The 26,409-nt window shown below is 70.1% G+C and carries 16 protein-coding genes and 2 CRISPR repeat arrays; of the genes, 1 reads left to right on the top strand and 15 read right to left on the bottom strand.

Translation table 11 applies throughout. The features are described from left to right. From FREUN1FDRAFT_RS27920 to FREUN1FDRAFT_RS27850, 15 genes are all read right to left on the bottom strand, one after another. A partial coding sequence (locus tag FREUN1FDRAFT_RS27920; RefSeq protein WP_006543642.1) for a TIGR03986 family CRISPR-associated RAMP protein occupies positions 1 to 2,929 on the bottom strand: 2,929 nt, incomplete at its 3' end. Then, complete coding sequence (gene csx19 / locus FREUN1FDRAFT_RS27915; protein WP_006543641.1) at positions 2,926 to 3,717, bottom strand: CRISPR-associated protein Csx19; 792 nt, start codon at positions 3,715 to 3,717, stop codon at positions 2,926 to 2,928. The genes csx19 and FREUN1FDRAFT_RS27920, both read right to left, overlap by 4 nt. After that, the gene (locus FREUN1FDRAFT_RS27910) at positions 3,714 to 5,753 is read right to left on the bottom strand and encodes an RAMP superfamily CRISPR-associated protein (protein ID WP_006543640.1); all 2,040 of its coding nucleotides are present in this window, start codon (positions 5,751 to 5,753) and stop codon (positions 3,714 to 3,716) included. Before FREUN1FDRAFT_RS27910 ends, csx19 begins: the two co-directional genes overlap by 4 nt. Further along, positions 5,750 to 8,467, bottom strand: coding sequence for an RAMP superfamily CRISPR-associated protein (locus tag FREUN1FDRAFT_RS27905; RefSeq protein WP_006543639.1), 2,718 nt, complete (start codon positions 8,465 to 8,467; stop codon positions 5,750 to 5,752). The genes FREUN1FDRAFT_RS27910 and FREUN1FDRAFT_RS27905 overlap by 4 nt, the downstream gene beginning before the upstream one ends. Beyond that, positions 8,464 to 10,311 carry a hypothetical protein gene (locus tag FREUN1FDRAFT_RS27900; protein ID WP_006543638.1) on the bottom strand — a complete coding sequence of 616 codons (1,848 nt, stop codon included), beginning with the start codon at positions 10,309 to 10,311 and terminating at the stop codon, positions 8,464 to 8,466. Before FREUN1FDRAFT_RS27900 ends, FREUN1FDRAFT_RS27905 begins: the two co-directional genes overlap by 4 nt. Positions 10,312 to 10,460: 149 nt before the next feature. Further along, positions 10,461 to 11,555: a hypothetical protein gene (locus tag FREUN1FDRAFT_RS27895; protein ID WP_006543637.1), complete on the bottom strand. Its 1,095-nt coding sequence runs from the start codon at positions 11,553 to 11,555 to the stop codon at positions 10,461 to 10,463. Positions 11,556 to 11,741: 186 nt separating this feature from the next. Then, a complete protein-coding gene (locus tag FREUN1FDRAFT_RS27890; protein WP_006543636.1) occupies positions 11,742 to 14,216 on the bottom strand; it encodes a hypothetical protein in 2,475 nt (824 codons plus the stop codon). A 121-nt stretch (positions 14,217 to 14,337) separates the two neighbouring features. After that, positions 14,338 to 16,335: direct repeats of the CRISPR family, unit length 30 nt; unit sequence GTTGCAATCCCTCGTAGGGGCAATGAGGAC. Between the two features lie 114 nt (positions 16,336 to 16,449). After that, a complete protein-coding gene (gene cas2 / locus FREUN1FDRAFT_RS27885; RefSeq protein WP_006543634.1) occupies positions 16,450 to 16,713 on the bottom strand; it encodes a CRISPR-associated endonuclease Cas2 in 264 nt (87 codons plus the stop codon). A gap of 6 nt (positions 16,714 to 16,719) precedes the next feature. Next, positions 16,720 to 17,700 (bottom strand): CRISPR-associated endonuclease Cas1, encoded by a 981-nt coding sequence (cas1, locus tag FREUN1FDRAFT_RS27880; RefSeq protein ID WP_006543633.1) that lies wholly within the window; start codon positions 17,698 to 17,700, stop codon positions 16,720 to 16,722. A 3-nt stretch (positions 17,701 to 17,703) separates the two neighbouring features. After that, positions 17,704 to 18,198, bottom strand: coding sequence for a CRISPR-associated protein Cas4 (locus FREUN1FDRAFT_RS27875; protein WP_006543632.1), 495 nt, complete (start codon positions 18,196 to 18,198; stop codon positions 17,704 to 17,706). Next, positions 18,198 to 20,795, bottom strand: coding sequence for a CRISPR-associated helicase/endonuclease Cas3 (locus FREUN1FDRAFT_RS27870; protein ID WP_006543631.1), 2,598 nt, complete (start codon positions 20,793 to 20,795; stop codon positions 18,198 to 18,200). The genes FREUN1FDRAFT_RS27875 and FREUN1FDRAFT_RS27870 overlap by 1 nt, the downstream gene beginning before the upstream one ends. Next, the gene (gene cas5 / locus FREUN1FDRAFT_RS27865; RefSeq protein WP_006543630.1) at positions 20,792 to 21,514 is read right to left on the bottom strand and encodes a CRISPR-associated protein Cas5; all 723 of its coding nucleotides are present in this window, start codon (positions 21,512 to 21,514) and stop codon (positions 20,792 to 20,794) included. The genes FREUN1FDRAFT_RS27870 and cas5 overlap by 4 nt, the downstream gene beginning before the upstream one ends. Beyond that, complete coding sequence (gene cas7i, locus FREUN1FDRAFT_RS27860) at positions 21,511 to 22,545, bottom strand: type I-B CRISPR-associated protein Cas7/Cst2/DevR (RefSeq protein ID WP_006543629.1); 1,035 nt, start codon at positions 22,543 to 22,545, stop codon at positions 21,511 to 21,513. The genes cas5 and cas7i overlap by 4 nt, the downstream gene beginning before the upstream one ends. Further along, entirely contained in the window at positions 22,542 to 23,963 is a 1,422-nt protein-coding gene (locus FREUN1FDRAFT_RS27855; RefSeq protein ID WP_157475481.1) for a hypothetical protein, read from the bottom strand. The genes cas7i and FREUN1FDRAFT_RS27855 overlap by 4 nt, the downstream gene beginning before the upstream one ends. Positions 23,964 to 24,010: 47 nt before the next feature. Continuing rightward, positions 24,011 to 24,739, bottom strand: a complete 729-nt coding sequence (locus FREUN1FDRAFT_RS27850; RefSeq protein ID WP_006543627.1) for a CRISPR-associated endoribonuclease Cas6 — start codon at positions 24,737 to 24,739, stop codon at positions 24,011 to 24,013. Between the two features lie 774 nt (positions 24,740 to 25,513). After that, positions 25,514 to 25,872: direct repeats of the CRISPR family, unit length 30 nt; unit sequence GTTGCAATCCCTCGTAGGGGCGATGAGGAC. A gap of 100 nt (positions 25,873 to 25,972) precedes the next feature. Here FREUN1FDRAFT_RS27850 and FREUN1FDRAFT_RS42100 point away from each other — a divergent pair. Beyond that, positions 25,973 to 26,409: transposase (locus FREUN1FDRAFT_RS42100; protein ID WP_198144511.1), on the top strand; the 437-nt coding region annotated here is incomplete at its 3' end.

Here is a 26,409-nt window from a genome sequence, read left to right as displayed (position 1 = left end):
TGACGGTCAACGGCTCGCCGCCCGGTTCGTCCAGCGTCTGCGCAGTCCACGTCGGTGACTCGTTGGTCACGAACCAGGTGTAGGAGCGGCCACGAGGATCGGGGGGTATCGGGAGTCCGCCGTTCCAGAGTCTGGGCTTCGTTCGTGGGTAGTGCACGGGGATATCCGGATCTCCCTGCGCGGCGGCGAGGATGGCTCTGATGTGCGCGGCCTGGCCGAAAGAGCCTCCAGAGCCTCTGCGGACGGTGGCCTGCTGGTAGCGGACGACGGCATTCCGCCCGAGGACGAACATTCGGGCGGGATGGCCGGTCTCCCCCGGCTCGTCCGGCGCCGGCGCTGGGCCGAAGTCGAGGTCGAGGTCGAGGTAGTAGTCACGCCAGGCGGATCCGTCTGCCAGCGTGGTGTGGGCCCAGTCGACGACGGTCGAGACGCTGCCGAAGCCGAGCGGCTTGCCGAATCCCAAGCGGTGGAAGCGCTGGGCCTGGCCGCTAGCCCTCGGTGAACACCAGGCGGTCTCGGGGGCCGGCCTGCCCGTTTCCGGACGCCTGCCGGGTCGTCCTGAGCCGCCGGCATCGCTCGGGTTGTCGTGCTCACCGGCGGCCTGGGACACGATCGGCTCAGCCGCCCAGTCGGCGTTCAGGTCGAGCAGCCAAAGCAGTGCGCCGAGTTCGACCTCGCTGAGGTTGCGGACGTCGATGGTGAAGGTGAACGTGGTTCCCGGATTCACCCATCCGCGAACCGACCGGTTCTGATCGTCGCGCTGCTCGGCTCGTGGGTCGGAGGCCGGCCGCTGGCGGAAAGCCTTGCCGTCACGCTGCAGCGCGCCACGGTCGGAGTCGTCCTCGAGTGCCAACGGACGGCGATACTCCCGGAACCGGCCTTCGGAGGGCGCCTGGGTCCAGGTGGGGTCCATCGGATCAGACCAGTGGTCCGCCGGCAGGCCCGCGTGATGGGGGTAGACCTTGCGGCCGCGCAGGATCCGACTGTCGGGCGAGTCGTACCAGCGTGGCCTGGGCTCGTCGCGCAGTGGCCGGAGGCCGAAGCCGTCCGGTTCCGGTTCGCGACCGGCCGTTCTTGCGTCCCGTCTGGTGCTCTTCCCCAAACCCGACCGCGCCGGCGGCGTGCCCGGGCGGCCAGGAGACGCGGGTCCGGTGCGGGCCGCCACGTAGAAACGGCCGGTGGTCGGTTTGGGCTCGCCCAGGATGGCCAGAGGCAGCCCGGCCGGCTCGAAGCGGGTCACCGCCGCCACCACAGCGCCCGCCGCTACGGCGCCCACATCCACGGCACCCGCGGCTGCAGCTACGGGTCTCACGCCCTGGGCCGCGGGCGGCGGGGGGCCGGCCGGGGGAAGGTCCGAGGGCTGGTCACAGTGCACCGGCCCCACCCGCAGACCGCCGCGCCAGGCGCCGATGGCCGGCGCGTTCTCGTCGTCTTTCGCGTCGGTGCGCACCCATCCGAAGACCCGGTCCGCCGGTGAAAGCTCCTCGATCCGGTCCGCTGGACGCAGTTCCGGCGGGAGCAGCTGCAGCGGGGCGGCACCGTAGAGATCACGGGATATGAGGACGGGGTAGGCACCGGTCACCCGGGTGCCGCGCCCGCCCTGGTCGAAATGGAGGTGAAGCAGGTCGCCCTCTTTCAAGGTCCCCGCCGCGGACAGGTCAGCGAGGTGGCGGCTGAGGTTCTCCGCCGATGCCTGACGGGTCGCCTGGTAGGACGAGATGGTGCGTTCCCAGTGGCGCCGCACGGTCTCCAGCGGAAGGCCGCGAGCCAGCTCCGGATGAAGCCGCACGGCATCGGGGTCGTCCGCGGGGAGGGTGAAGAAGAGCCGCTCGTCGTGCTTGCGGTCGATGTTGTCGCCCGTGAGGCAGAGATAACCCTCGACCACCCGCGGCTCGCCCTTGGCCACGTACCTGGGGGGCTCGCCCCCGGGCGGTGTGATCGAGCCTGTGGCCGGCAGATCGGCGGGCATCCTCGCGATCGAGTGGACCCACCAGAACTCGAAGGTCGGCTTGACGTGCTCGAAGAGCTGGATGCGGGCGTGGACCCGGTCCCCGTGCACCAGGGGCTCACCGCGGGGCAGGCGCACGTTACGCCCCTGTTCCCTGCCCTTCCAGTACTGAGGCAGCCAGGCCGCGTGCATGCGCGCCGTCCGTCCCTGCCCGACCCGTTGGCCGCCGAGCGGGGTGGTGCCAGGCAGCAGATGTACTCGGCCGTCGTCGCCCACCCGGGCGGGGATCGCGTCGAGACCCGTGGTGGCGAGCATCCGGTAACCGAGTGGATCGTCGTGACCGGCGAAGACTCCGAACCGGGAGTTGGTGGCGGCCTCATACGCCGCACGCAGCATGCCCTTCACGGCGGTGGACGGCAGGTGCGGGCGCAGCACGCCGTCGACGACGCGTTCGAGCACCGGGTAGGTCCGATGGCCGGCGGCTCCGGTCTTGTCCCCCTGTTCCACCTGGTCGAACCGGGTCGTGTCGAGCAGCAGCAGCGGGGTCTCCACCCGCATTTGCACGGCGATCGTCCCGGTGAGGCGCCCCGGGCGAAGCCGGTCATGACCGTGGCCGGTGGGATCCGCGCCACGGTCGCCGAGATCAGGATCGGCGGTGTCCCGCGGCATCGGCGGGACGAACGCGTAGGGGTTGTGGAACTCCTCAAGGTTGCGGGTGCGTTCGGGCCGGGGAGCACGCGGCGCCGGCGCCGCACCGGCGCGCCGCCCGGGCGGGTCGAACGGTCGGATCTCACGGGCCGTCCCGGAATCCCATTCGTACGTGACCCGGATTCCGACCAGCTCGGCGTCGCTCTTCGCGGCGAGCGAGCCGACGAGGTGATCCCGGCGCAGCGGCGGGGCCTTCTTGCCCTGGTCCGGCTGGACGTACAGCCGTTCCTCGCCGTTGACCGTCTTGCTGACGATCCGTCCGTTGTGGCTCACCGCTCCCCCGTTCCCCGCTGCTCCGCCCTGGGGCTGGCCACCTGCCTGCGCGGGCGCAGCGCGAGATGGCTCAGCCGTTCCTCGACGACAGCCGCGTTTACGTGCGCGGTGTCATCGGTCGCCACGTACTCCACGGTGTGCAGGTACACGTGCTCCTCCCGGGCCCAGCCGGCGCCGGCTCTCGCGGCATCGGGCGGCTCGAGTCCGCCCATGGGCACGGGCATCAGGCCGATGCGGGCATCGGCGAGCACCAGCCAGCCGTCCGTGCCGGGTTCCCCCGCTGTACCCGCCGGGGTCGCTGTGCCGGTGACCGGCCGCCCCCACAGCAGGTAGCGGGTGCCGATCGTGTCGATGGCCTCCAGGGCCGGCAGTGATTTCGCCAGTCCCGCGCCGCAGACCTCGTCCTCGCCGAGCAGCACCGCGGTCCCGAGCCCATCCCGGTCATGCAGCCAGCGCAGTTCCCTCATCCCGTCGAACAGGCGCGCTTCGAAGACCGCTGACCGCCCGGTGGCCGGGAGCGGCAGGTCCTTCTCCGCGCCGCCCCCGTCGGTCGCCGGGCGCAGGACCCTGGGCCGGCCTTCCACCAGGCGGGCCACGTGGTAGGCCTGCGCGCTGGCGAGCAGTGCCGTGCCGGTATGGAACTCGGCCGCATCGATGGCCTCGATGAGTGTCACGCCCTGGCTCGTGCTGGAGAACAGCCAGGTGGGACGAGGGCGGGGTGCGCCGCTGCGGTGGTCGGCGTCCGGGCGGTCAGTGCCCACCGCCGCCGTCTCCGTCACGATCGTCATCGCGTTCCGTCCTCCGCGCGGGTGCGCTCGATGTAGCGCCGCCAGGCCCGGGCGAGTGAGCCGGTGACCGCGTGGGCGCGCAGGGCGTCGAGGTCCTCGACGCCGTCGGCCTCGGGGAATCCGATCACCCGCACCGCGCTGACAGCCAGGTCACCGTGGCCACGGTTGGTGCCGTGCCCCAGGCGCACCCGCCCGGCGGCGAGGTCGCGCAGCACGAGGATGAACAGCGCCCGGGCCGCGTCGGCGAGATCGGGATCGTGCTCGGCGAAGCGCCGCAGCCGCTCTTCGTCCAAGGTGAGGCGCAGGGGTTCCCACTCGACGCGGTACGGCTCGAGTGTGCTGTAGAGCCGGCCGGATGCCGCGCCGCCCGTCCACCGGTCGATGGCGACGTGATCGGCGCGGACGAGTCCGTACCTGTCGTCGAGCTTGTCGAAGGCGGCCTTTCGCGCGGCCTGCGACTCGACGGGTTCGGGCTTGCCCGGAGCCCCCTTGGGGCCGCCAGGCTTCGGCGGGCGCTGGTGCTGGCGCTGGCTTGGACGGGGCCGGCCGTGGTCGGGCTGGTCGGGGATTGGCCGGCTGGGGGTGGGCGTAGCTGTTCTCGGTGCGGCGCCCAGCAGGTCCCGCCATGTTGTGCTCGGGATGGTCGAGGTGCTGTAGCAGTCGTCGGCGCCCAGGGCGCCTCGCCCCCAGGGCAGGCCTGAACCGGAAGCGGCTGCGTCGGCAGGTTCCGGATCGCGGCCTGCGGAGCCGAACAGGACGCTCACCACGTCGAGCGACTCAAGCTGCCGGCGGAAGCGTCGCGGACGTTCCCGCTCAGGCTGCTCGTCGCTCGGCGCCGGCGCGTCGCGTTCGAGAACCGTGCGGACGATGAGCTCCGCCTGAGTCCGCAGGACGCCCTTGATCGAGCTTCCGGGGATGACAGCGGCGAGCCGGGGCCGCGGGTCGTCCCCGGCCCGCTGCTGGCCTTGCCCTCCACCCGGGCCGCCGACAACGCCGGAGCACGGTGCCGTGCCTTTCGGCGTGTGCTCCTCCCTTCTTCTCGTCGCGGTGCCTGCGGCCGGGTCGCCGGCCTCGCCGAGGACCGCGCTGAACAGCGGCAACGCCTTGGTGTCGTAGCCGTCCACCGCCGCGCGCACCAGAACCGGGGAGAGCGGGCGCCAGGCGACCTCGACCGTCGTCCGTCCGCCGGCCAGACCCTCGACCGGCAGGTCGGCGACCGAACGGGTACGGTGCCCGGTGCCGTCCCCTGCGGGCACGCCGACCGCGTCGAGCAGGCCGTCGAGACTGCTCAGGTCCTGGTCGAGGATCATGAGCCGGTCGGCATGGAGCCGGACCAGGCCGAGGCCGCGGGTACGACCCGCCCCGAGCCGGATCTGTCCGTCAAGCAGCGCCCGCAGCAGCCGGGTGACCATCACCTCGGCCGGTTCGTCGGCCCAGGACGCGGCCTCCGACTCCAGGTCGAGCGCGAGCCGCAGCCAGGCACCGCGCGGCACCACGGCTCGCCCGTACAGGAAGTTCTCCGCCACCGTGCCCAGGTGCCGGTCGATGCCGTTACCCACCCTCGACTCGACAAGTTGGACGGGAAGAGCCGCACCGTCCGGTTCCAGGGTGAGCAGTCCGTCCGAGACCAGAATCCGGCTCGCCCAGCCGTGTGCGACGGTCGCGCCCGCCGGTGGGTGCCCCGCGGCCTGCCCTGGACGGGCGCCCGGTTGCCGGCGCGGGACATTGCCCCAGGCGTCGGTCACCCGCGAGCCGAAGGTATGCCCGCAAGCCGCCCGCAGCACGCCGGCGAGGCTGGTGCCGGGCACGTAGAGCCGCGACTGCCCGTCGACGGCCAGGGCCAGATCCACGTTCGGGTCGTGCCCGAGCCCGCCGACATGCAGCGGCGTCTCCAGCCGCAGCCAGCCGCACACACGCAGCCTGCGGCGCAGCGGCCGCCCCCGCCCCGCCCAGGGCCGGGGCCACACCGGGGCTTCCGGCCACTGCGCGGGGTCCTGCTCCGGCCGCCCCGACCGGGCCTCCCGTGCCGTCGTCATCCGGAAACTCCTTTCGTCCCGGCGGAAACCGCGCCTCTGCGGGCCGCGCGGTCGCCCGCATCACCGGTCGCGCCAGACCCGCCCGCGGTACCGGCCTGGCTGGACGGGCTGGACGGGCTGGACGCCTGCCGGCGGTGCGCACGCAGGCAGGCGGTGACGACCGTGCGGACGGTCTCGGCCCACAGGGCGCGGTCAGCGCGGCGGGCCCGCGCGCCACCGCTGGTCACGACAAGCTTGTCGGCCACCGAGGACGAGCCGGTTCCAAGGCCGACCAGATCCCACACCGCCATCTGATCGGTCAGGAGTGCTTTCAGCTGTGTCCTGACCGGCAGGGGCCATCCGGTGGTGCGGCCGTCGGCCCGCTGCGTGCTCTTCGCGGCCAGCCGGTCGATCCACGCCGTCACCTCGTCGTCGTGGCCGAGCCGGAACAGGACGTCGTGCAGGCTCGCGAGCTGGGTCGCCGGGCGGTCGTCGTAGCCGACGCCGAGCACCCGGGCCCGGCCTTCCGCCGAGGCCGCGAGCTCGCGGGCCGCTCGCTGGACGTGAGCGCGCCACGCCTCCCGTTCCAGCAGGTTCGCCATGTCGACAATCCGGGGGTCATCGGCCGCCCCGATGCCCGGCTCGGAGGTCTCCGTGTCGGCCGCCTCCTCGGCCAACTGCGTGACCAGCGGCGCGGAGGTCAGCAGCGGATCATCGATGAGCAGCTGACCGAAACCCTCGGCGGTGCGCTCGCCCAGACCGGACGCCTCCACCGCGGCGACCCGCGCCGCGTCGACGACGCCTTCCTCGACGGTGAAGGTGAGGACACTGCCGGCCGCGAGCCCGGTCAACGTCGGGCGCGGCAGCTGCCAGGAGCCGTGCCAGCTCTCGCGTCTGCTCACCGCGACCGCTTCGGTAAGCAGACGGGTGCCACCCGGCCGGGTGTTCGGAGCGTTCCCGTCGTCGATCTGGTCGCAGCCGTCCGGTTCCACAGGAGTGAGAGTGACGCCGAGGTGTTCACCGAGCCGCGCGGCGATCACCCGGCGATCTGTGGTGGCGCGCAGCCGGTCATCCCTCAGCAGCAGATCGGACAACAGCCAGACGTGGATGTCCTGCCCTTCCCTCGCCGCGGCACCGGAGATGCTCCGAGCGGCGCACGGCCGCGGACCGTGCGCGGCGACGGTCACCTGGCCGTAGTCATCCTTGGAGGAAGCACCGAGCCGCCATGTTCCGGCCAGGGCACGGGCGGCCCCGGCGGGAAACGTTCCCCGGTGGGCACGGACCTCCGCGCGCAGCACCGTGCCGGTCACCATCGCCTGATACGTGAACAGCCCCACGAGGTCCGAGGTGGGGCGACCGGACCCGTCATCGATCACGTTGTGGGCACGGATCCCCAGCTCGGGCCGTACGAGCTCGACCGCCGTGGCGGCCTCTGCCGCCACGGCCGCGTCGGCGTCGGCGTCGGCAGCGGCGGAGGCGTCGGCAGCGGCGGAGGCGGAGGCTGCGGAGGCTGCGCTGTGGCCTTCGGAGCGGGCCGCTCCGACGTAGTACTCACCGAACGCCTTGCTCGCGGGGATCGCCTGCGGGCCGCTCTCCGTGACGAGCCGATTGACCACCGTGCGTTCGTCGCCTTTGGGGTGCGCCCAGGTGCGGGGCGCGGGGCGCCCTGCGGCACCGGCCACCTCGACCGTTGCGTCGGTGATGACGAGATCGCCGCGCCTGGCCCGCGGGCCGGCATCCGGCATGACGCGTGCAAGCTGACGCAGGACGGCGGGCAGCAGCGTCGACCCCGGTACGAACCGCGCCCCGCGCACGGAGTTGCCGATCGTCCGCCCGGCGGCGAGCAACGGCGTGTCGAGAAACAGCGTGAGCACAATTCGGTCCCAGGCTGCCGGCGAGGCCTCGCCGGCCGAGGCCTCGGTTTCAGCCGGGAACGCGGCCGGGGCCGGTGTCGCCGGCACCTCCACCAGGCTGCGCAGCCAGTCCACGACTCCCAGCCCTGCGACCGTCGTGTCGAGCAGGCCGGGGATGCCCTCGATCGCGAGGGCGCATTCGCCGGCGCCGCGGCGGCGAATGCCCCCGATCCGGTCGACGAGCCTGGCGCCGATGCCCAGCACGGCGGCGACAGCGGCTCGCTGGTCGGAGTCGAGCAGGTCCCAGCCGGACAGCGAGGCGTCGGCGTACAACGTCACCCCGCCCCGGGCCATCTGCTCGAAGCGCAGCAATCGGTCGGCGGCCCGGCCGGTACGGTCATCGATCTGGACGCCTGGCCGGACGAAGGTCACCGCGTCGCGGACCCGCGGGCGCGCAGCCAGCGCCGCGGCGAGCGGTTCCGGAAACCGGGCCGGGCGGATCGACAGCATCGCCGGGCTCGGCGGCCGATCCGCCGGAGCACCGCTGCCGGCGGTCAGCATCGGCTGGCTGCCGAAAAGCCACTCCACCCAGGCGTGCCAGGGCCCGTCCGGCGCGGGTGAGCCATCGAGCCCGGCCGCGGCGACCTCGCAGGCATCCCGGAGCACCCCGGTGAGGGTCTTGCCCGGCACGAAGGGCAGCCGCCGCTCGTCCAGGTTGACCATCTTGTCGACACCGCCGGGCACGCCCGTCCCGGTGCCGCAGTGCCAGTCACTCGTCAGGTCGAGAACGAGCGACAGCGGCCGCGCACCCACGCCCGGGCTTCGCCCGCCGCGCGCATTGCCACCGGCGGGTGCGCCGTTCGAGGCATCGCCCGTGGTCATGCGACACCTCCGTGCATGAGGTCGACGGCTGCCATGGCGTCGAGCAGCCCGGTCATCCTGGTCGGAAGCTCGTGGGGACGGGACGTGCCCGCGGGCGGCGGGTCGACGTCGAAGAACAGATCGCCGTCGGGCCCGCCGATCTCCCTCAGACCGGCCGAGCCGTAACGGGGCAGCATCTGCTGGAACAGGCCACGGGCAACCTCCGCCCCGGAGAACAGCGCCTCCCGCAGCTCGTGGAGCTGGCTGGCCGGCAGCGCACGTTCCCGGGCGCTGTACCCACCGCTCTCCCCGTGGGCGAGGCCGTCTGGAATCGGAGCGCCGTGCTGACCGGAACGGTCGGTGATCAGCGCGACCCGCTGGCACAGATCGTCATAGTGCCGGCCGTGCAGCCACCCCCCGGTCGCACCGGGCGTCGTCACATACGGCTGGGCGACCAGGCTGGTGCCGTCGATCGTCAGCGCACGGCGCAAATCCCGCAGAGTGCTCGCCGTGCTGTCGGTGACGACGTGAAACGACAGCGCGGAGACCGTCGGTCGCCCTCGCCCACCACCGCTGGTTTCGCCGTCGCTCGGGGCCATGGCCGCGGCCGTGCGTTTGGCAGGGGCTGTCTGTGGAGCGTGGGCCTTGACTGCTCGCTTCGCTTCCTCGGCGAGTTCCCCGGCGAGTTCGTGCGCGTCGGAGAAGGGGAAATGGGATTTCACCGCGGCCAGGCCAGCGCACGCCGTCAGCCCTTCGGGGAGCAGGGCGGCGATGTCCGGGCAGTTTCGTGTCTCCTCCTCGAACGCGGTCAGATAGGAGCTCAGGAAAGGCAGCGACACGTCGCCCAGGCACAGCACGGTGAGATCGTCGCCCCCGAGCACCAACGGCAGCACCGGGGCGTTGCCCCATACCCGCATCTGCGGCGGGCACCGGCGCGTGGCCTCGCCGAACGCGACCCGGAACGCCGCCCGGGTACAGGTGTCGACCGCCGCGGAGAGCGCCTTCAACTCCCTCGCATATGTGGCGCAGTCAACGGAGCCGTCGCGTTCGACAATGCGCAGGTCAAGATTGCGGAACAGCTCACCGAGGCTGTTCCCGTCAGCGTGGATCACGGCGACCCAGTCATCCGTGTCACCGAGGAGGTCGGAGATCGCCCGCACCACATCGGCAGGAGAAACCTCCGACCCGCCCGCGGCGACGGCCGGTGCGTTGATCCCCGCCGCCTCGGCCAGCCGCTCATAGCCCCGCTGCCGGTGATCACGCTTGGCAAGGCTGGACGCCGAACGCGCCTGCCAGACACGCACCCCGTCACCATCCGGGACAACGTCACAGGCGGGCAGCCCGCTCGCCGCGCACGAGGCGACGACAGGGATCCTGGCGAACCTGGCCACCGGCCCGGGGCGGCGGGACCGCACCCGTGGAAGCAACCGCCGCACCTCGGCGGCACGCAACGCCAGCGGGGACCTCACCCGGCCGAACTCGTCCTCCTCGGCCCCGTTCCACTCGAACGGTGAACTCAGCACCCCGCAAACGTCCAGGCCCGGCGCCTCGTGCAATGCCCGCCGTGTCACCTCGGTGACAAGCGCACGCCCGGCGTCGGCGTCCCGCACCAGCACGGAGACGGCGCCGCCAGCCTCGGTGAGCAGCTCAGCCGGATCCCCGCGCCCAATCGACCACTGAGCCGGCCGGAAGCCGGGAAGAAGACCACCGGTCGCATTCCCCGCCCCCAGCGCCTCCCGGGTCCACACACCAAGCCGGTAGATCAGCTCCGAGGCGCCGACGTTCTCGCGGCGTTTCGTGGTGTCAAAGATGAACCGCTGCTTCGCCGACGTCTCAAGGTGCACCAGAAAGCACCGATCGCCCACGCGCCTTCCTCCCCGTTTTCGCTCTCGTTCCCGCGTCCCGGCGGAACGCAGGGACGATACAAGTCGCCGTCACCGCGCCCTCACCGCCATCACCTGCCGCCTGTCCGACACAGACGGACAGCGCGACGAAGAGGGCCGGAACACGGGGTTCATCCACCCACGACGACCGCCTCCACCAGGGCGAACACCTCGTCTGGCCGCAGAACGCTGCGCCGGCCGTCGCTGTGGCGGGGGGCGCCACCGACGGTGCTGCCCCCGCCCCAGCCCCGTTCCCTCGCGGCGAGCGCGGCCAGAATGGTGCCTGGGCGCTCAGCCGGCCCGACCGGGAACGCGGCCACAAGATCGCTGCGACGCCCGACCGTGTAGGCGACAGAGCCGTCCGGCCGCTCACTCCACACCACGGCACGTAGATACCCCTCGGCGTACACACTCTCGAACACACCCTGCTCGAAACCCCGGGCCATGATCCAACCGGTGCCCCGGTGCGTCACGACGTAGCCGCCGCCACGCCGGCGCGGGCGGCGACCGACATGCCGGGCCGAGGACCCGCGGTGCCCATCGACGGACCCGCTCGTTACCGTCGACGCCACGGCCCGTCCCCCGGACGGTGATCCGAACCGCATCGCCGACGGCGACAGACGCCGTTTCGCGGCCGGCGACGCAGTGGACTCGACCAGGAAAGCCACCACGGCGGACACGCATTCCGCCAGCGCGGCGGACATGGCCTCGGCCGACAGCGCGGCACCGGGCGCGGGCAGCGGCACCCGCCGCGCGAACGCGGCGAGCAGCGCCGGATCGGTGACGGGATAGGCCGGCCCGAGCGCGTCCCGACCGGCGACCGCCTCAACCAGGGCGCGGGTCGCCGCGCGGACGGACACCGTCGGGCCGAGCAGGTCCGGCCGGGCCAGCAACGCGGTCGCCAGCACCGTGTCGGCGTCGAGGTCGTTGACGTAGACCGTGTAGCGCGCGGGTTCCAGTCCGAGCAGCAGCGCGTCCGCCACCTGCCGGCAGGTCGCCGCGGTCATCAGCCGCAGGCACTCGCCGTGGTGGTCGAAGCTGAACCGATGTAGATCGGTGTCCAGCGCCGGGCCCTGCACATACCCGTCAAGGGCGATGCTGAAGGGTGGCAGGTCCGTCAGCGGGACGCAGACGCCGGGCTCGACGACGGTTCGCAGCCCGCTGATGCTCCGCGCATGCCGGCTGTCGGCACGCGGATCCGGCTCGTCCGCGGCGATCGGTGGCATCTGACCTCCAAGGACAGGGCGAAAATCCAGACCCGGCGGCGCGGTCTCCGCCCGATCCAGACGGACGGGATCGGCTCCACGCCGGGCCCGGGGCCCGCAACCGCGGCTGGCGAAGTCACCGCGAACCCCGGGGCCATCCGCGACAGCAAGGGTTTCGCCGGCCGACTCTCGCCGCGTGTGTGGCACTCAACCGGTACCCGGCGTCTCCGTCAGCCGCAGCAGACCAGCCACCAGACGATCATGGATGTCCCGATACATCCGGCGTTCCTGCCCCGGTGGATCGAGCTCCTGTTGTACCGCGCTCAGCAGGTCCTCGCAGTTGTTGATCACGATGCCCCGCGGGCCACGGCCTGCGCGGCCGTCGTACTCTTCGAGCAGCGAGCCGAACGTGCGAAGTTGCTTGCCGTGGAGGACGGGCAGCGCATTTCGCATCCGGTACGCGATCCGGCTGTACCGCATACCGTCGGGCTTACGCCATTCCCTGCCCAGGACCCGGTCCGCCACCGTCATCGCCAGATGCAGCGCATGCTGCTCATCGAACGCGGTACGGCGCGTAGGGGAATCCACCAGGATTTTGATCAACTCGATGCGGCAGGCGACATCCGCTCTCGCCGCCGTCTCGCTCATTCCGGAGCGTGGACGAACGAACTGCCCCCTGAGATCGTCGGCGATCCGCGCCAGCGGCTCGAGGCGGCGCCCACCCCGGCGCAGCGTCACCGCCGCCGCCGTCAGTTCCAGATCCGCCAGATGCTCCAGGGCCACCCGGGCCAGCAGGTCGGGATACCCCGGCAGAGCGGCGACCTGGCTGCCCCCCAGCTCGATCGTGGTCCGGTCCTTCTGTCGGTCATGCGCCATCGCCCCGACATAGACCGGGCAGCCCACCGCCGTCGCCGCATCCGTACCGGCCAGCAGCAGACCGGTGTTCATCGGTTTCGCTCCCGGGCCAGCCAGGACCGCCACCGCCTCCACATCGAGAACGCCGGGAACAGCCCGCAGCCCAGCGGTGATGGCCTCCCGCGCTCCCGCTACGTTCAGCGGGACGCGGATGGGCTCCAGCTCCACCCTCCCAGCCGATCCCAACCGGGCGGAGAGATACCGAATCGACTGCCGTGCGAGCTCCGCGGTTGCTTCGCTCGCGATCAACACGACGCGAAGCCGCGCGCGAAACTCACCACGGTTCCCCGGAGGCCGATCATCGAGAAGATTCGTGAACGCCTCGATGGACTTCGCGGCGCAGACCGCGTCGGCGAAGGGACGCTGCCCGTTCCCCTGCACCTCCTGCCCGCCGACGCAGTAGGCGACCAGAACCTCACCTGAGGAGGCCGACGACCAGGCAAAAAGATCCGGAACCCCATAGGGTGCGGCGCACTCCCGTACCTCGGCCATCCGGCGGCGTGGATCACGCTCATCCGCCCTCCGCGCGATCTTGGCGATCTTCTGGACGTCCCCCGCCGTAAGCGCCCGCAACGTGTGGTTACCCGCACTGTTCGTGGCCCACTTGTTTATCCACTCGTGTTCAACCAGAAACCTGGCTGCCGCGCTCCGACTGTCGGGCCGAATCTGGCGGACCCGTTGGATAACGTTCCCCAGCATTTCCGGGTCGGGCTTCGGCTTACCCCTGCCGCCATGGCCAACCCTTGCCGACCCCTGGACCACGACGTCGATCTCCGGGTCGCCGGTCGCCCGCAGGCCGTCATACTCACGCTCCAGCCAGGCACGACCGATCATCGCCGCCTGCACCTCACGGCGCACGGCCCGATCGATGAACGCGCCCTCCAGCCCTTCGAACCGCGCGGGGTCCAGCTCCCCCGCCGGATCAACCCCCGCCTTCCAGGCCTGGTCGGCGAAGGCCACAATGTCCAGCCGCTGCCGCGCATCCAACATCAACAGCGTTGCCGACGCACGCGGATCGCTGTCACCGATGTAGGCGGCGAGGGAGCCGAACATCCGCCTACGAGCAAGCCACGGTGCCGGATCGCCCCTCACTCTCAGGTCCACGGTCGCCGGTGCCGCTTCCCGGTCCTCTCCGGACTCCGGCAGCGGCCGTTCGGCGTCGGACCTCTCGATCGACGGTGCTCCTACCTCCGACTCCTGCAGAGGCCGGACCACAACCGGGCGGCCGTCAGCGAGCGTCGCCATCAGGCAGCCCATCGTGAGCTGAGTCGACCCTGTTCCGATACCGGTGACGAAACCGGTCACCGCCGTGGCGGAGCTGGTGGAAGCCGCGTCATACTGCTCCAGCCATTTCTGGAGCGCATCCCTACCGGCAGGAAGACTCGGCCGGTCGAGCACGACCAGTCGCGCTATCTGACGGCCCGCCTCGACCGCCGGACCGTACAGGTCAGGCACCAGCCCAACTGCCCGCTCGATTGCCACCGCCGCGTCGCAGGTATCGCGCGAATCACCCCCTTTCGTCGCGACCAGCAGCAGCAGATCGCCACTGCCCATACCATCCAGAAGTATCCGCAGCGGCGCCGCCGACCAGCCCGGTACGGGTGTCGCGAGCAGCTCCCGGACCGCGTCCGCATCCCTCGCGTCAACCGCGTCATTCAGCAGCGTCACCTGCTGAAGAAGCGACGGTCCCATAGACCGGCCGAACCGACCAGCCTGGCTGTCGACGCCCAGGTCCGACTCACCCAGCACATGCACGAACAGACGCATCACGAACACCCCCCGACGCAACCGGTCCCGATCATAGCCACCGCTTCGAGAGCCGCCAGATCCGGCCTGTCCGGATTCAACGGGGCACACCAATCCTCGTCGAGCAGGTCGAGGCCGCGATGTCGCAATCCCCCGTAGGGACGATGAGGACGGTCAATGGCCAGCATCCGCGGGACCGGACCGGAGTTGCAATCCCTCGTCGAGGCAATGAGAACCGTCTATGACTGCGCCGTCTTCGAATGATCAAGTTGCAATCCCTCGTAGGGGCAATGAGGACACGTGGGGGCTGGGGCTACGGGTGCCGATGACCGTGACGTTGCAATCCCTCGTAGGGGCAATGAGGACCCGCCAGTACGCCTGACGGATCCTCTCCTCAACGTCGTTGCAATCCCTCGTAGGGTCAATGAGGACCATCATCAAATTCCGGGGCTCGTACCACGGGTTCCAGTTGCAATCCCTCGTAGGGGCAATGAGGACGGTCGACCAGGAAAAGTACTGGGGTTTCACGATCGAGTTGCAATCCCTCGTAGGGGCAATGAGGACTCGCCGCCGCCGCGCGGGTCCCCTCCGCCACGTTGCAATCCCTCGTAGGGTCAATGAGGACCATCACCGATAGGGCCGGGGTCGATATCCGTTCGATGTTGCAATCCCTCGTAGGGGCAATGAGGACTTCCGGCTCTCTTCGGCGCGGCGATCTCGAATCCGTAGTTGCAATCCCTCGTAGGGGTAATGAGGACCGCTGGACGGCGTGGCCACCCCTCACGGCATGGTCAGTTGCAATCCCTCGTAGGGGCAATGAGGACGAGCTCGGCCTCCCACGCCGCCCGATCCAGCTCCCGGTTGCAATCCCTCATAGGGGCAATGAGGACCTGCGTCACCCGGCACCTCGTCCCCGTCCGGATGGCGTTGCAATCCCTCGTAGGGGCAATGAGGACACGACGCGGCCCACTGGAGCGCCGAGGGCCATCTCGGGTTGCAATCCCTCGTAGGGGCAATGAGGACGCGCTCGAGTGGTACCGGTCCCGGGTCGGCACGAGGTTGCAATCCCTCGTAGGGGCAATGAGGACCCCGACCTACCTCCTAGCATGGCCAACTCCCGCAGTTGCAATCCCTCGTAGGGGCAATGAGGACGACCGTCCGGGGACCGGGTAGTAGGTGCCGCCGCACGTTGCAATCCCTCGTAGGGGCAATGAGGACTCCCATGCCTGCCCTCACGGTCCAGCGTACAGTTTCAATCCCTCGTAGGGGCAATGAGGACCGGCATCAGGCCGAGCCCATCCCAGTGGAAAGCCTCGTTGCAATCCCTCGTAGGGGCAATGAGGACGGCGAGCCCAGCATCATGGCCATCACGCAGGTCCTCGAGTTGCAATCCCTCGTAGGGGCAATGAGGACGCTCAAGGTCGCCAACAGTGCCGGCACCGCCTACAGGTTGCAATCCCTCGTAGGGGCAATGAGGACCCCGAACCCGGCGAGCCAGGTTTTCTGACCCCGAACAGTTGCAATCCCTCGTAGGGGCAATGAGGACGTCCAGCCAGCCGGCAAGCTCGACTGACATGTGGAGGTTGCAATCCCTCGTAGGGGCAATGAGGACCCAAGCTCGGCGGGGACGGGGTCTACGGGGACTTCACGTTGCAATCCCTCGTAGGGGCAATGAGGACGCTCTCCACGCGCGGCGCCCCGCCACGCCGGTACCAGTTGCAATCCCTCGTAGGGGCAATGAGGACTCGTGGGGACGATCGCGGCGAGCGTCAGGACGTTCCGTTGCAATCCCTCGTAGGGGCAATGAGGACCGCAGCAAATCCCCATGGAGTGGAGCCGACCGCTGTTGCAATCCCTCGTAGGGGCAATGAGGACCGCGGTGTAGAGATCGAGACCCTCGACGGCAAAGCCGCGTTGCAATCCCTCGTAGGGGCAATGAGGACACGACTACCACCACGGGCACGACTACCCCCACCAGTTGCAATCCCTCGTAGGGGCAATGAGGACCCTGCTACGACTCGCTCGGCACGCTGGCGATCCCCGCGTTGCAATCCCTCGTAGGGGCAATGAGGACCGGATACCAGGTAGAGACCGCCGCGCCGACGGCGTAGTTGCAATCCCTCGTAGGGGCAATGAGGACCCGAGTATAAACCCGCAGGTCACACGGCGTGTTGCGAGGCTTCGCAGGGCCCGATCTGCAGCGAACCTCCGGTCTGACATCAACATCTCCGAGATCACGTGACCTGCCGATCGTCTACAGGATGTCACTTGGGGCCGCCCAGCCCGCACCGAGGCTTTCGCGGGCGACGTCAGCGCCCGGCGGCAGGGTGTAGACGAGCACGTGGTCGTAGGAGTGGTCGATGACCTTCTCGACGGAGCGACGGAAGCGCAGGACCTGCGCTGGGCTGAGGTTGCCCTCGAAGACGCTGCGCTGCACGTGGTGCAGGTACTGCCGACAGAGCCCGAGGATCTTGCTGTTGCGCTCGGCGGCGGTGTCGTAGACGACGATCACGTACACGCTGTGTCACCACCAGATTCGGAGTGGCTTGTATCGCTCGCCTTCGAGGCAGGTGCGGGTGAGCTTGAGTGCTTCGAGGTAGAGCAGTTCGTCGTAGGCGACGGAGCGCTTGAGGGCGCGGTGGGTGATGGTGGTGGCGAGCTCGTCGCGGACGGTCTGAACGACGAACCGACGCCCCGCTTCGGAGAGCATGGCGTTGCCGACGGTGGCGTCGAAGTGATCCGGAGTGAGTTGGCCACGACCCGAGAGGCGGAGCAGGAGCCGTTCGGCGAACAGGGGTCTGAATACTTCGGCGAGGTCCAGTGCGAGGGAGTGCCTGTGTCGTTCCAGTGAGCTGTGCAGGAAGGCGATACCGCTGTGAAGGGGCGTGAGTCGGATCGCAGTGAGGGTGCGGGCGTAGACGATGCCGTTCACATAGCTGATGAAGGCATTTCCGGCGTTGGTGGGTGGTCGTCGGCTGCGGCCGTCGAGCCGCAACCAGTCGGGAAGCTTCGTGTCCAGCGCGGCCCAAGCCGTGCGCCGGAAGTTTCCTTCGGCGGCCATAAGCTGCGCAGTCGATCCGGCGAGATCGACGGCGTCCTCGAGCGTGCTGAGCGGCTTACGCAGAGCGGTGCGGTCGATGACGCGGGCGACGTTGAACGCTGTTGCCTTGACGAGATCGGCCGCGGTCGTGAGCGCGATTTCGGGTGTGGTGGCCGCCTTGGCCTGGGCGAGGACGGTCTGTCCAGAGATGTGCGCATCGGACGGCAGGACGGAGCCGGCGTAGTCGCCGTAGTAGCTCAGCAGGTGAACGCCGATGCCGTACTGGTTGAACAGGGTGATCACCGCGGTGTTGATGTCGACCGGGGCGGTGGCGATGATGTCGCGGATGTCGGTGACGGGAAGGTGGACGCGGGTTCCGTCCTCGCGTTCGATCGCGAGGGTGGAGTCTTTGCGTCGGATCCGACATGCGGTCGTCAGCCAGTAGGTGCGAGCCGCTTCGGGCATGGGTCAGTCCGTCCAGCAGTAGTCGAGGAAGCTGCATCCGGTGCAGGCAGGCCGATCAAGCCGCTGCGGCGTGGTGGTTTCGGCCGCTACCGCGAGCACTGCGGCGACGTCCGCGGCAGCTCGGTCGCGGCAGGCGTCGTCGAAGGGCAGCCGCACGGTGCGTCGGGTGGGGCGGTAATGCAGGATCGCGCCGCGGACATCGACACCGACGTCGGCGAGACGGTGGCAGTAGTGGAGGGCCTGCGCCTCGTCCGCAGCGGTGGGCCGGCGGGAGGATTTGACCTCATGTACCCACAGGTCGCCGTCGAGGTGGTCGAGTTTTGCGGCACCGAGGTCAACCGGGCGGAAGCGTCCGTAGGCGGTGTCGTGTACTGCCTCGCCGAGACGTACTCGGGCACTGAGGTGTTCGGGGCGGATGCCACGAAGGTAGAGCCAGAGTTGGCGGCGGCAATGGTGCAGATACTTGATGTGCACTCCGCCGACATCGGCCGCGTCCATCAGATCAGCTCACCGAGTTCGTAGGTGACGGACGTCCGTTTCGTCGGGCGGATGTCGGTCAGGCCGGTGGCGGGGCTGTAGTCGCCGTCGATGACGAGCACGTCGAGGTCGCGGTCCCAGCGCCCCAGGCCTCGGGCGTAGTGGGGTAGCGGGATGAGGAGGTCGGCGGCGAGGAGCCGGCCGGCCGAGGGTCCGTTGCCCGCGGTGAGCAGGCGGCTGTACTCGTCGGTGTCCGCGGCGAGCACGCCTTCCACTCCGTCGAACATGCGATCGAATTCGTCCGCGAGCCCGGAGCGGTCGGTGAACGGGGCGGAGAACCTGAGGAACGTGGTCTTCCACTTCTGCTGATGCCTGCGGACATCGGCCTCCCAGGTGTGCCCCCAGTCGGAGTCGTACAGTCCGTCGAGCCAGCGAGCGAGGTCAGCTTCACTGACGTCCTGCCCGTCATGCCGCGTGAGGACGGACCAGGTGGCTTCGGTCGGCGAGTAGTCGTAGACGCCGTCGGCGAACAGGTCCGTGCTGTTACCGCGGCGGGTGCGGGGCTCGGCCGGGCAGATGATGACGTCGGCCGGCGGGCGGACACCGGTGCGGTTGACGCGGCCGAAGCGCTGGATCAGGGCGTCCAGGGGCGCGGCGGAAGTGACCAGGACGTCGAAGTCGACGTCGAGGGAGACCTCGACGACCTGGGTGGCGACGACAAGGCCGGGCTGGCGGTCCGCTGGCCGCAGGCCGTTGCGGTAGCGGCTGGTGAGGGCCTGTTCGATGCGGGTGCGGTCGCGGCGGGTGAAGCGGGAGTGCAACAGGTGCGCCGGTGGGGATCCGTCTGGTCCGGGAGCCACGTGCGGGGCGAGTTCGGCGTAGAGGTGCTGGGCGTCGGCGATGTTGTTCGCGACCACGAGCACGGATTCGGCGGCCGCGAGGCGGCGCCTGATCGCGGCGATGGTGGCCGGGTCGGTCAGGGGCTGCCCGGCGGTGCGGACGCGGTGCCGGACCGGCGCGGTGCCCGAGTCGGCGTCGATGACGGTGACGGTGGCGGCCACCGTCGAATCGCCGCCGGACGTTCCGATCTCCGTGAGCGTCTCGCGAATCAGGCCGACGAGACGGCTGGGCGTGGTGGCGGAGAGCACGCCGATCCGGCTACCCAACCGCGCCCACAGGCCGGCGGTGGCGAGGATGTACCCGAGTCGCTGCGGATCGTAGGCATGGAGCTCGTCGAGAACGAACACGGAGTTGGCGCAGTCGAGCAGGACGCTGGAGTGGGCCGGCCCCGCGAGCACGCCGCGTAGCTGCTGGTAGGGCGTTCCGACGCGCACAGTCTCGCGGAACAGCCGGGTGGCGTGTGCCCGCGCCACGGCCTTGTCGGCCGCGGTGGCCGGCGCCCTGTCGTCGGGCCCCGCCTCCGGCTCGTCGCCGCAGAGGGAGCGGGAGAGGTAGTAGGAGGCGGCACGTGAATGGCTGACTCCCACCGCGCTGATACCGCCGTGGTCGGCTAGTTCCTGGGCGGCGAGGCGGTTCGCCATGGCGTTGATGGAGGCGAGGTACGGCAGGCTGTAGAAGAGGCGGGGAACGCCGCCGCTCTGGCGACGGATCGCTTCGACCTGGCCGGCGGCCCAGAGCAGACCTCCCTCGGTCTTTCCGCTGCCGGTCCAGGCCCGCAGGATCAGATGGCCGTCCACGGCGCCGGCCGCCGCCTGGTGCGAGCGCGTTCGGTGGCCCTGGGTAGCGAGCCTGGCGGTGAGTCGCGCCGGGTAGTCGCCGTCGAACGGTTGGGTGGTGTGCAGGGCGCCGTGTGCGCTGGAGAGGTGATCGGCAAGAGTGACGGCTCCCTGGAGAAGTACCGCGGCCAGCCCGCGGTCGCTGCGCACAGACCTGCCCCAGGTGTTGAGGATCTCGGCGAGCAGCCGGTGTGCGTCGTCGACGACATCCGCGTCCTTCGGCCTGTCGGCGATGTCCTTCGACCGTGTCGCAGGCGCGGCGTCCGGGCGGGGGTCGTCACGGTCAGTACTGGGGAGCAGGCCCGCGGCGGCGCCTTGGCGGCCGAACCAGGTGCTCAGCTCGGCGCAGGCGGCGGGATCGGAGGGGCCGAGCTCCGAGCGCAGCCACTCGACCGTTCCGTCTCCGTAGAGCTGCCGCAGCGACGGCGCTCCCCCGTCACCCGACGAGATCAACGCCCGGTGATGGGTCGCGACCGCCAACCCGACCCATCCCCGCTCGGCCGGATCCTCCAGCAGCCTGGGCAGGAACCCCAGGGAGAGCACCTCGTGCCGGTGCCCCCAGGGCGTGCCGTCGGCCAGCATCCGCTGGAAACCGTCGGCGATCTTCCCGGCGTCGTGCAGCAGGGCGGCCCAGGCGACCAGGATCCAGAATCTGTCGCCGAGGTCGGCGGCCTCGGCGACGACCGGCGGCGCGGCGCCCAACCGGTCACGGATCTCCCCCGCGGCCCGCAGGGTCGCCAGGGAATGAGCGGTCAGCCGTTCGCCGGGCCGCCGCGATCGGGGCGACTTGGCCAGGATGACGTCGAGCCGCCCGACGTCATCGCCCGGCTCGCCTGCCTGGGGCTGGGACGCGGCGGTGGGCGAGGGCGCACGAGATATCACGCCACTTCCACCGTCGCCGGATGGGCCGAGGGCAGGAAACACACCGCGCGGCCGTCCGGAGCCGCCCACCCTTCGACCGCCGTGTGCCGGGCCGCGTCCGGCCCGAGGCGACCGCCGCCGACGGATCGGTGGTGACGATAGGGCTCCCACCGGGTGCGGGACCGGTCTCGGCTGATCGCGGTGGGCAACTGCAGCAGGGTGCCGCCGGAGGGAATGTCCGCGGGCAGCAGTGCGCCGCCGACCCTCCCCTGGCCGCGGCGGAGGGTGACGGTGGTCGTCCGGGCGGTGGCGAGGTCCTGGCTCCGCCCGAGCCGCAACGGCCAGACCGGTCGACGAAACCGTGCCCGCCACAGCTCGACGTCGTCGACCAGCCAGATCGTGAGTTTCGCCCCGGCGAGGAAGTGCCGCTCACGCGGCACCGGGTCGGTTCGTTTTCCCTGCTGTTCCAGCGGATGGAAGGTCTCCAGGTCGATCCCGGTCGCCTCCGCGGTGAACGCCATGGCGAACCGCAGACCCGGGTCGACTTCCTCCCACCCGCCCGCGACCGCGGCGAGCAGCCCTCCCACCGTGGCCGGCGGCGGGCACGGCAGGCACAGCGCGACCGACGAGTAGAGCGGATTGCGGAACGAGACGATCGGCGCGGTGACGGTCACCTGCAGGGCCATCACCGCGTCGGCCACGCTCGGGGACAGGCCCGGATCCGGGTCGGCCGCGGTCATGACTTCGGGTCGTCGAACCAGGCGTCCCTGTTACCGGCCTCGATCTCGTCGGCGAGCCGCCCGAGCACGAGCCGCGGGTGATCGACGAGAAGCCGGCCCGCCCTGATCTCGTCGGCCAGCTCACCGCGGGCGACGTCCCGCTGGTCACCGAGGAATCCCGGCGACCAGCCCAGATGCACAGGTCCGTCCAGCTCGTCAGCCCAGGCGGCCAGCTCCTCTCGCAGCACCGCACTGTCGAACACGACCCGCCCGTCCCGGACAGCGAGCACGCGGGTGAACGGGTTGATGCCACCCTTCAGCGGAGCCAGCAGGACCAGCGCCGGCGCGCGGTCGCCATAGTGCAGCGACTGTTTCGCGCCGCCGCGCACCGCGGTCAGGGTCCGCAGCAGCATCGCCGCTCGCCGGCGGCGCTCCGGCAGCGCCAGGCGCAGCGCCGGTGAGCCGCGGAAGGTCAGCGCCTCCGCCCCGTCCGCCGCGGCTTCTTTCGCCGCCTGCGACGTCAACGCGATCTTCAGCCCGGACCCGGCGGTCTCGAAGGTACCGATGCGGGGCAGGTCGAGCAGGATGTCGCCGGCGAGCTCGGCGCTGTAGAGCTCGTGACCGTGCAGCACCGGGTTCTGCCCGGCCTCGAAGCCGCGGCTCATCGTGCCGAAGTCTTCCACCGGCCGGCGTGGCGCCACCGACAGCAGCGTGCCGGTTGCCAGCACGGTGTCGCGCTGGCAGCTCTGCCCGTCCTTGCCCTTCACCGCGACCATGTAGCCGAACAGATCGTCGTCGAAGAAGCGGTCCGGCCGCCCGGCGGTGTACGCCTGCTGGTTCTTGCCGCTACCGCTGCGGGTGACCGCCGAACGCGGCTCGTCCGCCGGCACCGAGTCGCGCAGCCAGCGGCGGAAACTCTGCGCGCTGACATACGGGTACTGGTCACGCCCCACACGGAGCTGCTTGACCCGCGAGACGTTGTCGTCGCCGGCGCCGTTGTTCGGCGCGCCCGCCCGCACGTCCAGCGCCACCTTGCCGACCAGATAGCTCATTCTGAGACTCCCCCCAAAAACGCCTCGTCCTCAGCGGCGAGAGGCACGTCGTCGATCTTCTCTGCCTCGATCTCGGCGAGTTCGTCGTCCGCGTCCTGCGGCGTCCACCCCAGTTCGTGCAGGGCGCCGAGCACGGCGATCAGCAGCAGCCGGCGGTACAGCCAGCCCTGGCCGTCCGGGTCGAACAGCAGCCGAAACTGGGCCGTGTTCAGCAGCGGGTCTCGCCGCGCGGTGGATGACGGGCGCAGTGCACGGAGCACCGCCTTCTTCTCGAGCCACTTCTGCAACGCGACTACACTGCGGCAGGCCACCCGGAAGCCCATCAGAGCGCCGGCACTGTCCTCCTGGCTGATCTCGGCCGCGACTTCGCGGGCCAGCCGCTCGACCTGGTCGACGTCGGCCTGATTCACATCCATCACCTCACGCAGAAAGGACAGGGTCAGGTCTGCCAGCGGCCGGTCGAAGCGCGTGACGGCCCGGAGACCGCGGCCGCCTGCGAGACGGTCGGCAGCGGTCAGGAAGATCCGCAAGGGCCGGTGGAAGGCGTCGCGGGCCAGTCGGCGGTTGCCCTGCACCGGCGGCACCTCGTACGCCGCGATCAGTGACCGCCACGCTCGGCGGAAGACCGGCTCTCGCAGCGTCGAACGCAGCCACTCCGCCAGGGGCTCTTCCAGCCCGTACATCCCGAGGCTCGGGCCGCGGTTGTCATTGCTGAACACCATCAGCTCGACACCCGCCCGCATCGGCTGCTCGTAGCGCCGAATGGCCAACAGGGCGGTGCGCTCGTGCTGGTAGCGGCCCGACGGATCCGGCTTCTTCTCTCCGGTGATCTCCCGGCAGGTGGTGTCGGCCTGCTCCAGCGTCGCCCACGCGAGGAACTCCTCGTCCCAGCTGTGCACCGCGGTGCTGGGCCCGCCCGTCAGCCGGGCGCCGTAGGGCAGTGCGTGGAAGCAGCACACACACGGCCAACACAGCGCCAGCCCGCCGTGCCCGCGCGGGGTGCTGTTGCAGTAGCCAGCCGCGTCGACCAGCGGAACATCCACCTTGCCGTAGAACCCCACAGCATTCCGACCGCACAGCACGCACGGCGCCGCTGGCCAGTCCGCCGGCTCCGGCATCGTCCGCCACGCGCGAATACGCTCGTCGTTTTCCGCGCGCGGACGTTTCCCGAGGGTGGGCCGATGATTCATCTTCGAGTTGGGGAAGAACGCGCCGCTCGACTTCAGCCAGAAACTGTCCTTGCCGCGGCGCCCGTAATCCGCCGCCAGGCAGGCGTCCTCGATCATCAGCTCGACCGCGCGGTCGAACCCCACCGGCGTCAGATCGGCCGGGTGTGGCGCGTCGACCGGCTCCTCGGCCTGAATCGCGGCCAATGCGAACGCGCCGATCCGCTGCAACGGATGCGCTGTCAGCACCACGGACCGCTGCGCGGCCCGGCCGTCAACCTTCCTAACGGGCACGGCTGTCACGCCGCCACCCATCCGAAACCAGCGGAGTTCGACTGCCCCAGGCCCCAGGACCACAGCGCCCGCAGCGTCTCCGCGGCCCCACGCAGCTCCACCTCGACGGGGGCGCCGGACTTCTTCCCCTTACCCACGTCGACGGACCGCCGAGCGCCTACCCAGGTCACCGCGTGCAGCGCGACCTGTGGATCGACACCAATCGTCTCCGCCTTACGACGCAGGCTCTGCGCGAAGTAGCCGGCAAACTCCGGCTCCTGCGGCAGCAGGAACGCCTGCCGGGTAGTCCGCACCCCGTCCGGTCCCAGGCCCGAGCCCTTCACCACCACCGGTGTCACCGTCCGCAGTACCGCGCGGCCCGACTCGAACGACGGCGCCTCCACCACCTCGACACCCTCGACATGCAGCGCCACCCCGCCCCAATCGAGCATCGGAATGCCGGCGAGTACCTTCGCCCACGCCTCAACCAGCGCGAACAGCGGACTCCCCAGCTCGACGTAGCCACGGCCGCCGATCGCATACCGGCCCTTCAAACGCGGCGCGTGCGGAAAGACCGGCGGACCGAACCCGAACGGCACCATCCGATGCTCGCCCCACCCCTGCTCGTGCAGCTGTGACGCGACCTCCGGTGCCACCTGGCGCAGCAGGCCGTAGCACAGCCCACGCCCCGGCGCCTGCACACTCTGCCATGGCAACTCACGCGCCGTAGTGCGCACCGCGATTCTCAGCCGCATAACAGTCACCCCCGCAACTCGCAGCGCTCATCGCAACCCTTCGAACACGAACCGTACATGTCGCCCGCGACCTCCGATCTTGCACTACCCCTCCGACAGTTCTGACGGACAGGCCACCACCGCACCGGCGAGGTACGTGAGCCCGGAGCCGCGAGGCGCGCTCGCCGCCGCCGGCCGGCGACCACCCATCGAATGGCAACGGTGATCCGAATCGGCCCGACCGGCCCCGCCAGTGCGGCGTCGAGCGACCATTGGCGGTGGGAGCGGAGGCCAGGAACACGCTATACGTATCGTGATCATCCAGCGACTCACAGAAGTGCCGTCCGTGACGCAAAGCGGCCACGAGGTCCTCACGAGAAAGCGGCGAAGCGAATCGATGAGAAAATACGCGATAGCCGTGCATCCGACCGCGACCGATGCCGAGGGGTTCGGCGAGGAACTAATGGTGGCGCCAAACAACACGATGAGTGGATCGAAACGCCGGGTGGCCTGGGGGAATCTCATCCCCGGGCTACCACAGAACGGAGCGTGACAGTCTCCCGTCACTCCGCTCGTCCCATCCAGTCCGTCAGAACTCAGTCATCCAGACCCAGTGAGCGAACAGGCGTGGCTGTCTGCGCAGCAACCCGTTCCACCACCGTTTGGCCTTCTCGAACGACCTGAGCCGTTTAAATTTCCGTCTGATCCAGAGCACCAGGTAGGTATTGACATGAACCGCACCGGGTCCTACAGAGGGCCGGAGCACGCCGCACCCGGCTGGGACATCGGCGGCACGTTGCAATCCCTCGTAGGGGCGATGAGGACTCATGCGCTCGCCGCGCTGGCCCGCCGGTATCCGGAGTTGCAATCCCTCGTAGGGGCGATGAGGACCGGCCACCGTACTCCCGTCCGGGCGAGACGTCTCACGTTGCAATCCCTCGTAGGGGCGATGAGGACAGCACGGTGGAACCTCCGGGACACAGACGCGATACCGTTGCAATCCCTCGTAGGGGCGATGAGGACATCTGATCGCTAGCAGGACCAGCCACCCAATCCCCCGTTGCAATCCCTCGTAGGGGCGATGAGGACAGCGGCATGTTCGGCATCACGAAGATCCGCGTCATGTTGCAATCCCTCGTAGGGGCGATGAGGACAGCGGCATGTTCGGCATGGTGTGCCCCGTTGATTCCGGACAGCCGTTACTAAGAGCGTGTCTCACGTGGGTGTAGTGGATCTTCTTGCATGATCTGAGGCGTGAGCGACCGCCTTGCCCTGCGGCTGGTACCGGACGAGCTCTGGGAGCTCGTGGAACCTCTGTTGCCCTCCTTCACCCCGCGTCCGCAGGGTGGGGGGACGGCTCCGGTGGACGAGCGGGCGGTGTTCACGGCGGTGGTGTACGTGCTGACGTCGGGCTGTGCGTGGCGGCATCTCCCGCCGTCGTTCGGGGTGTCCGCGCCTACGGCGCACCGCCGGTTCCAGGTCTGGACCCGGGCGGGGTTATGGCCCCGGATACATCGGGCGGTGCTCGACCGGCACGGCGGCGCCGGAAGCGTGGACTGGACCTCGGCGATCGTGGACTCCGCGAGCGTGCGAGCAAAAAGTGCCCCTATGTCCTTCGTCAAGCCGGTGAGGGGGTCGGGGCCGTCGGTAGAAGGTGCGTTGCGAGCATCGCGTAGAGCACGTCGATCCGG

The organism is Parafrankia sp. EUN1f, assembly GCF_000177675.1.
Classification (GTDB): domain Bacteria; phylum Actinomycetota; class Actinomycetes; order Frankiales; family Frankiaceae; genus Parafrankia.
This window is presented reverse-complemented; position numbering and strand designations above follow the sequence as displayed.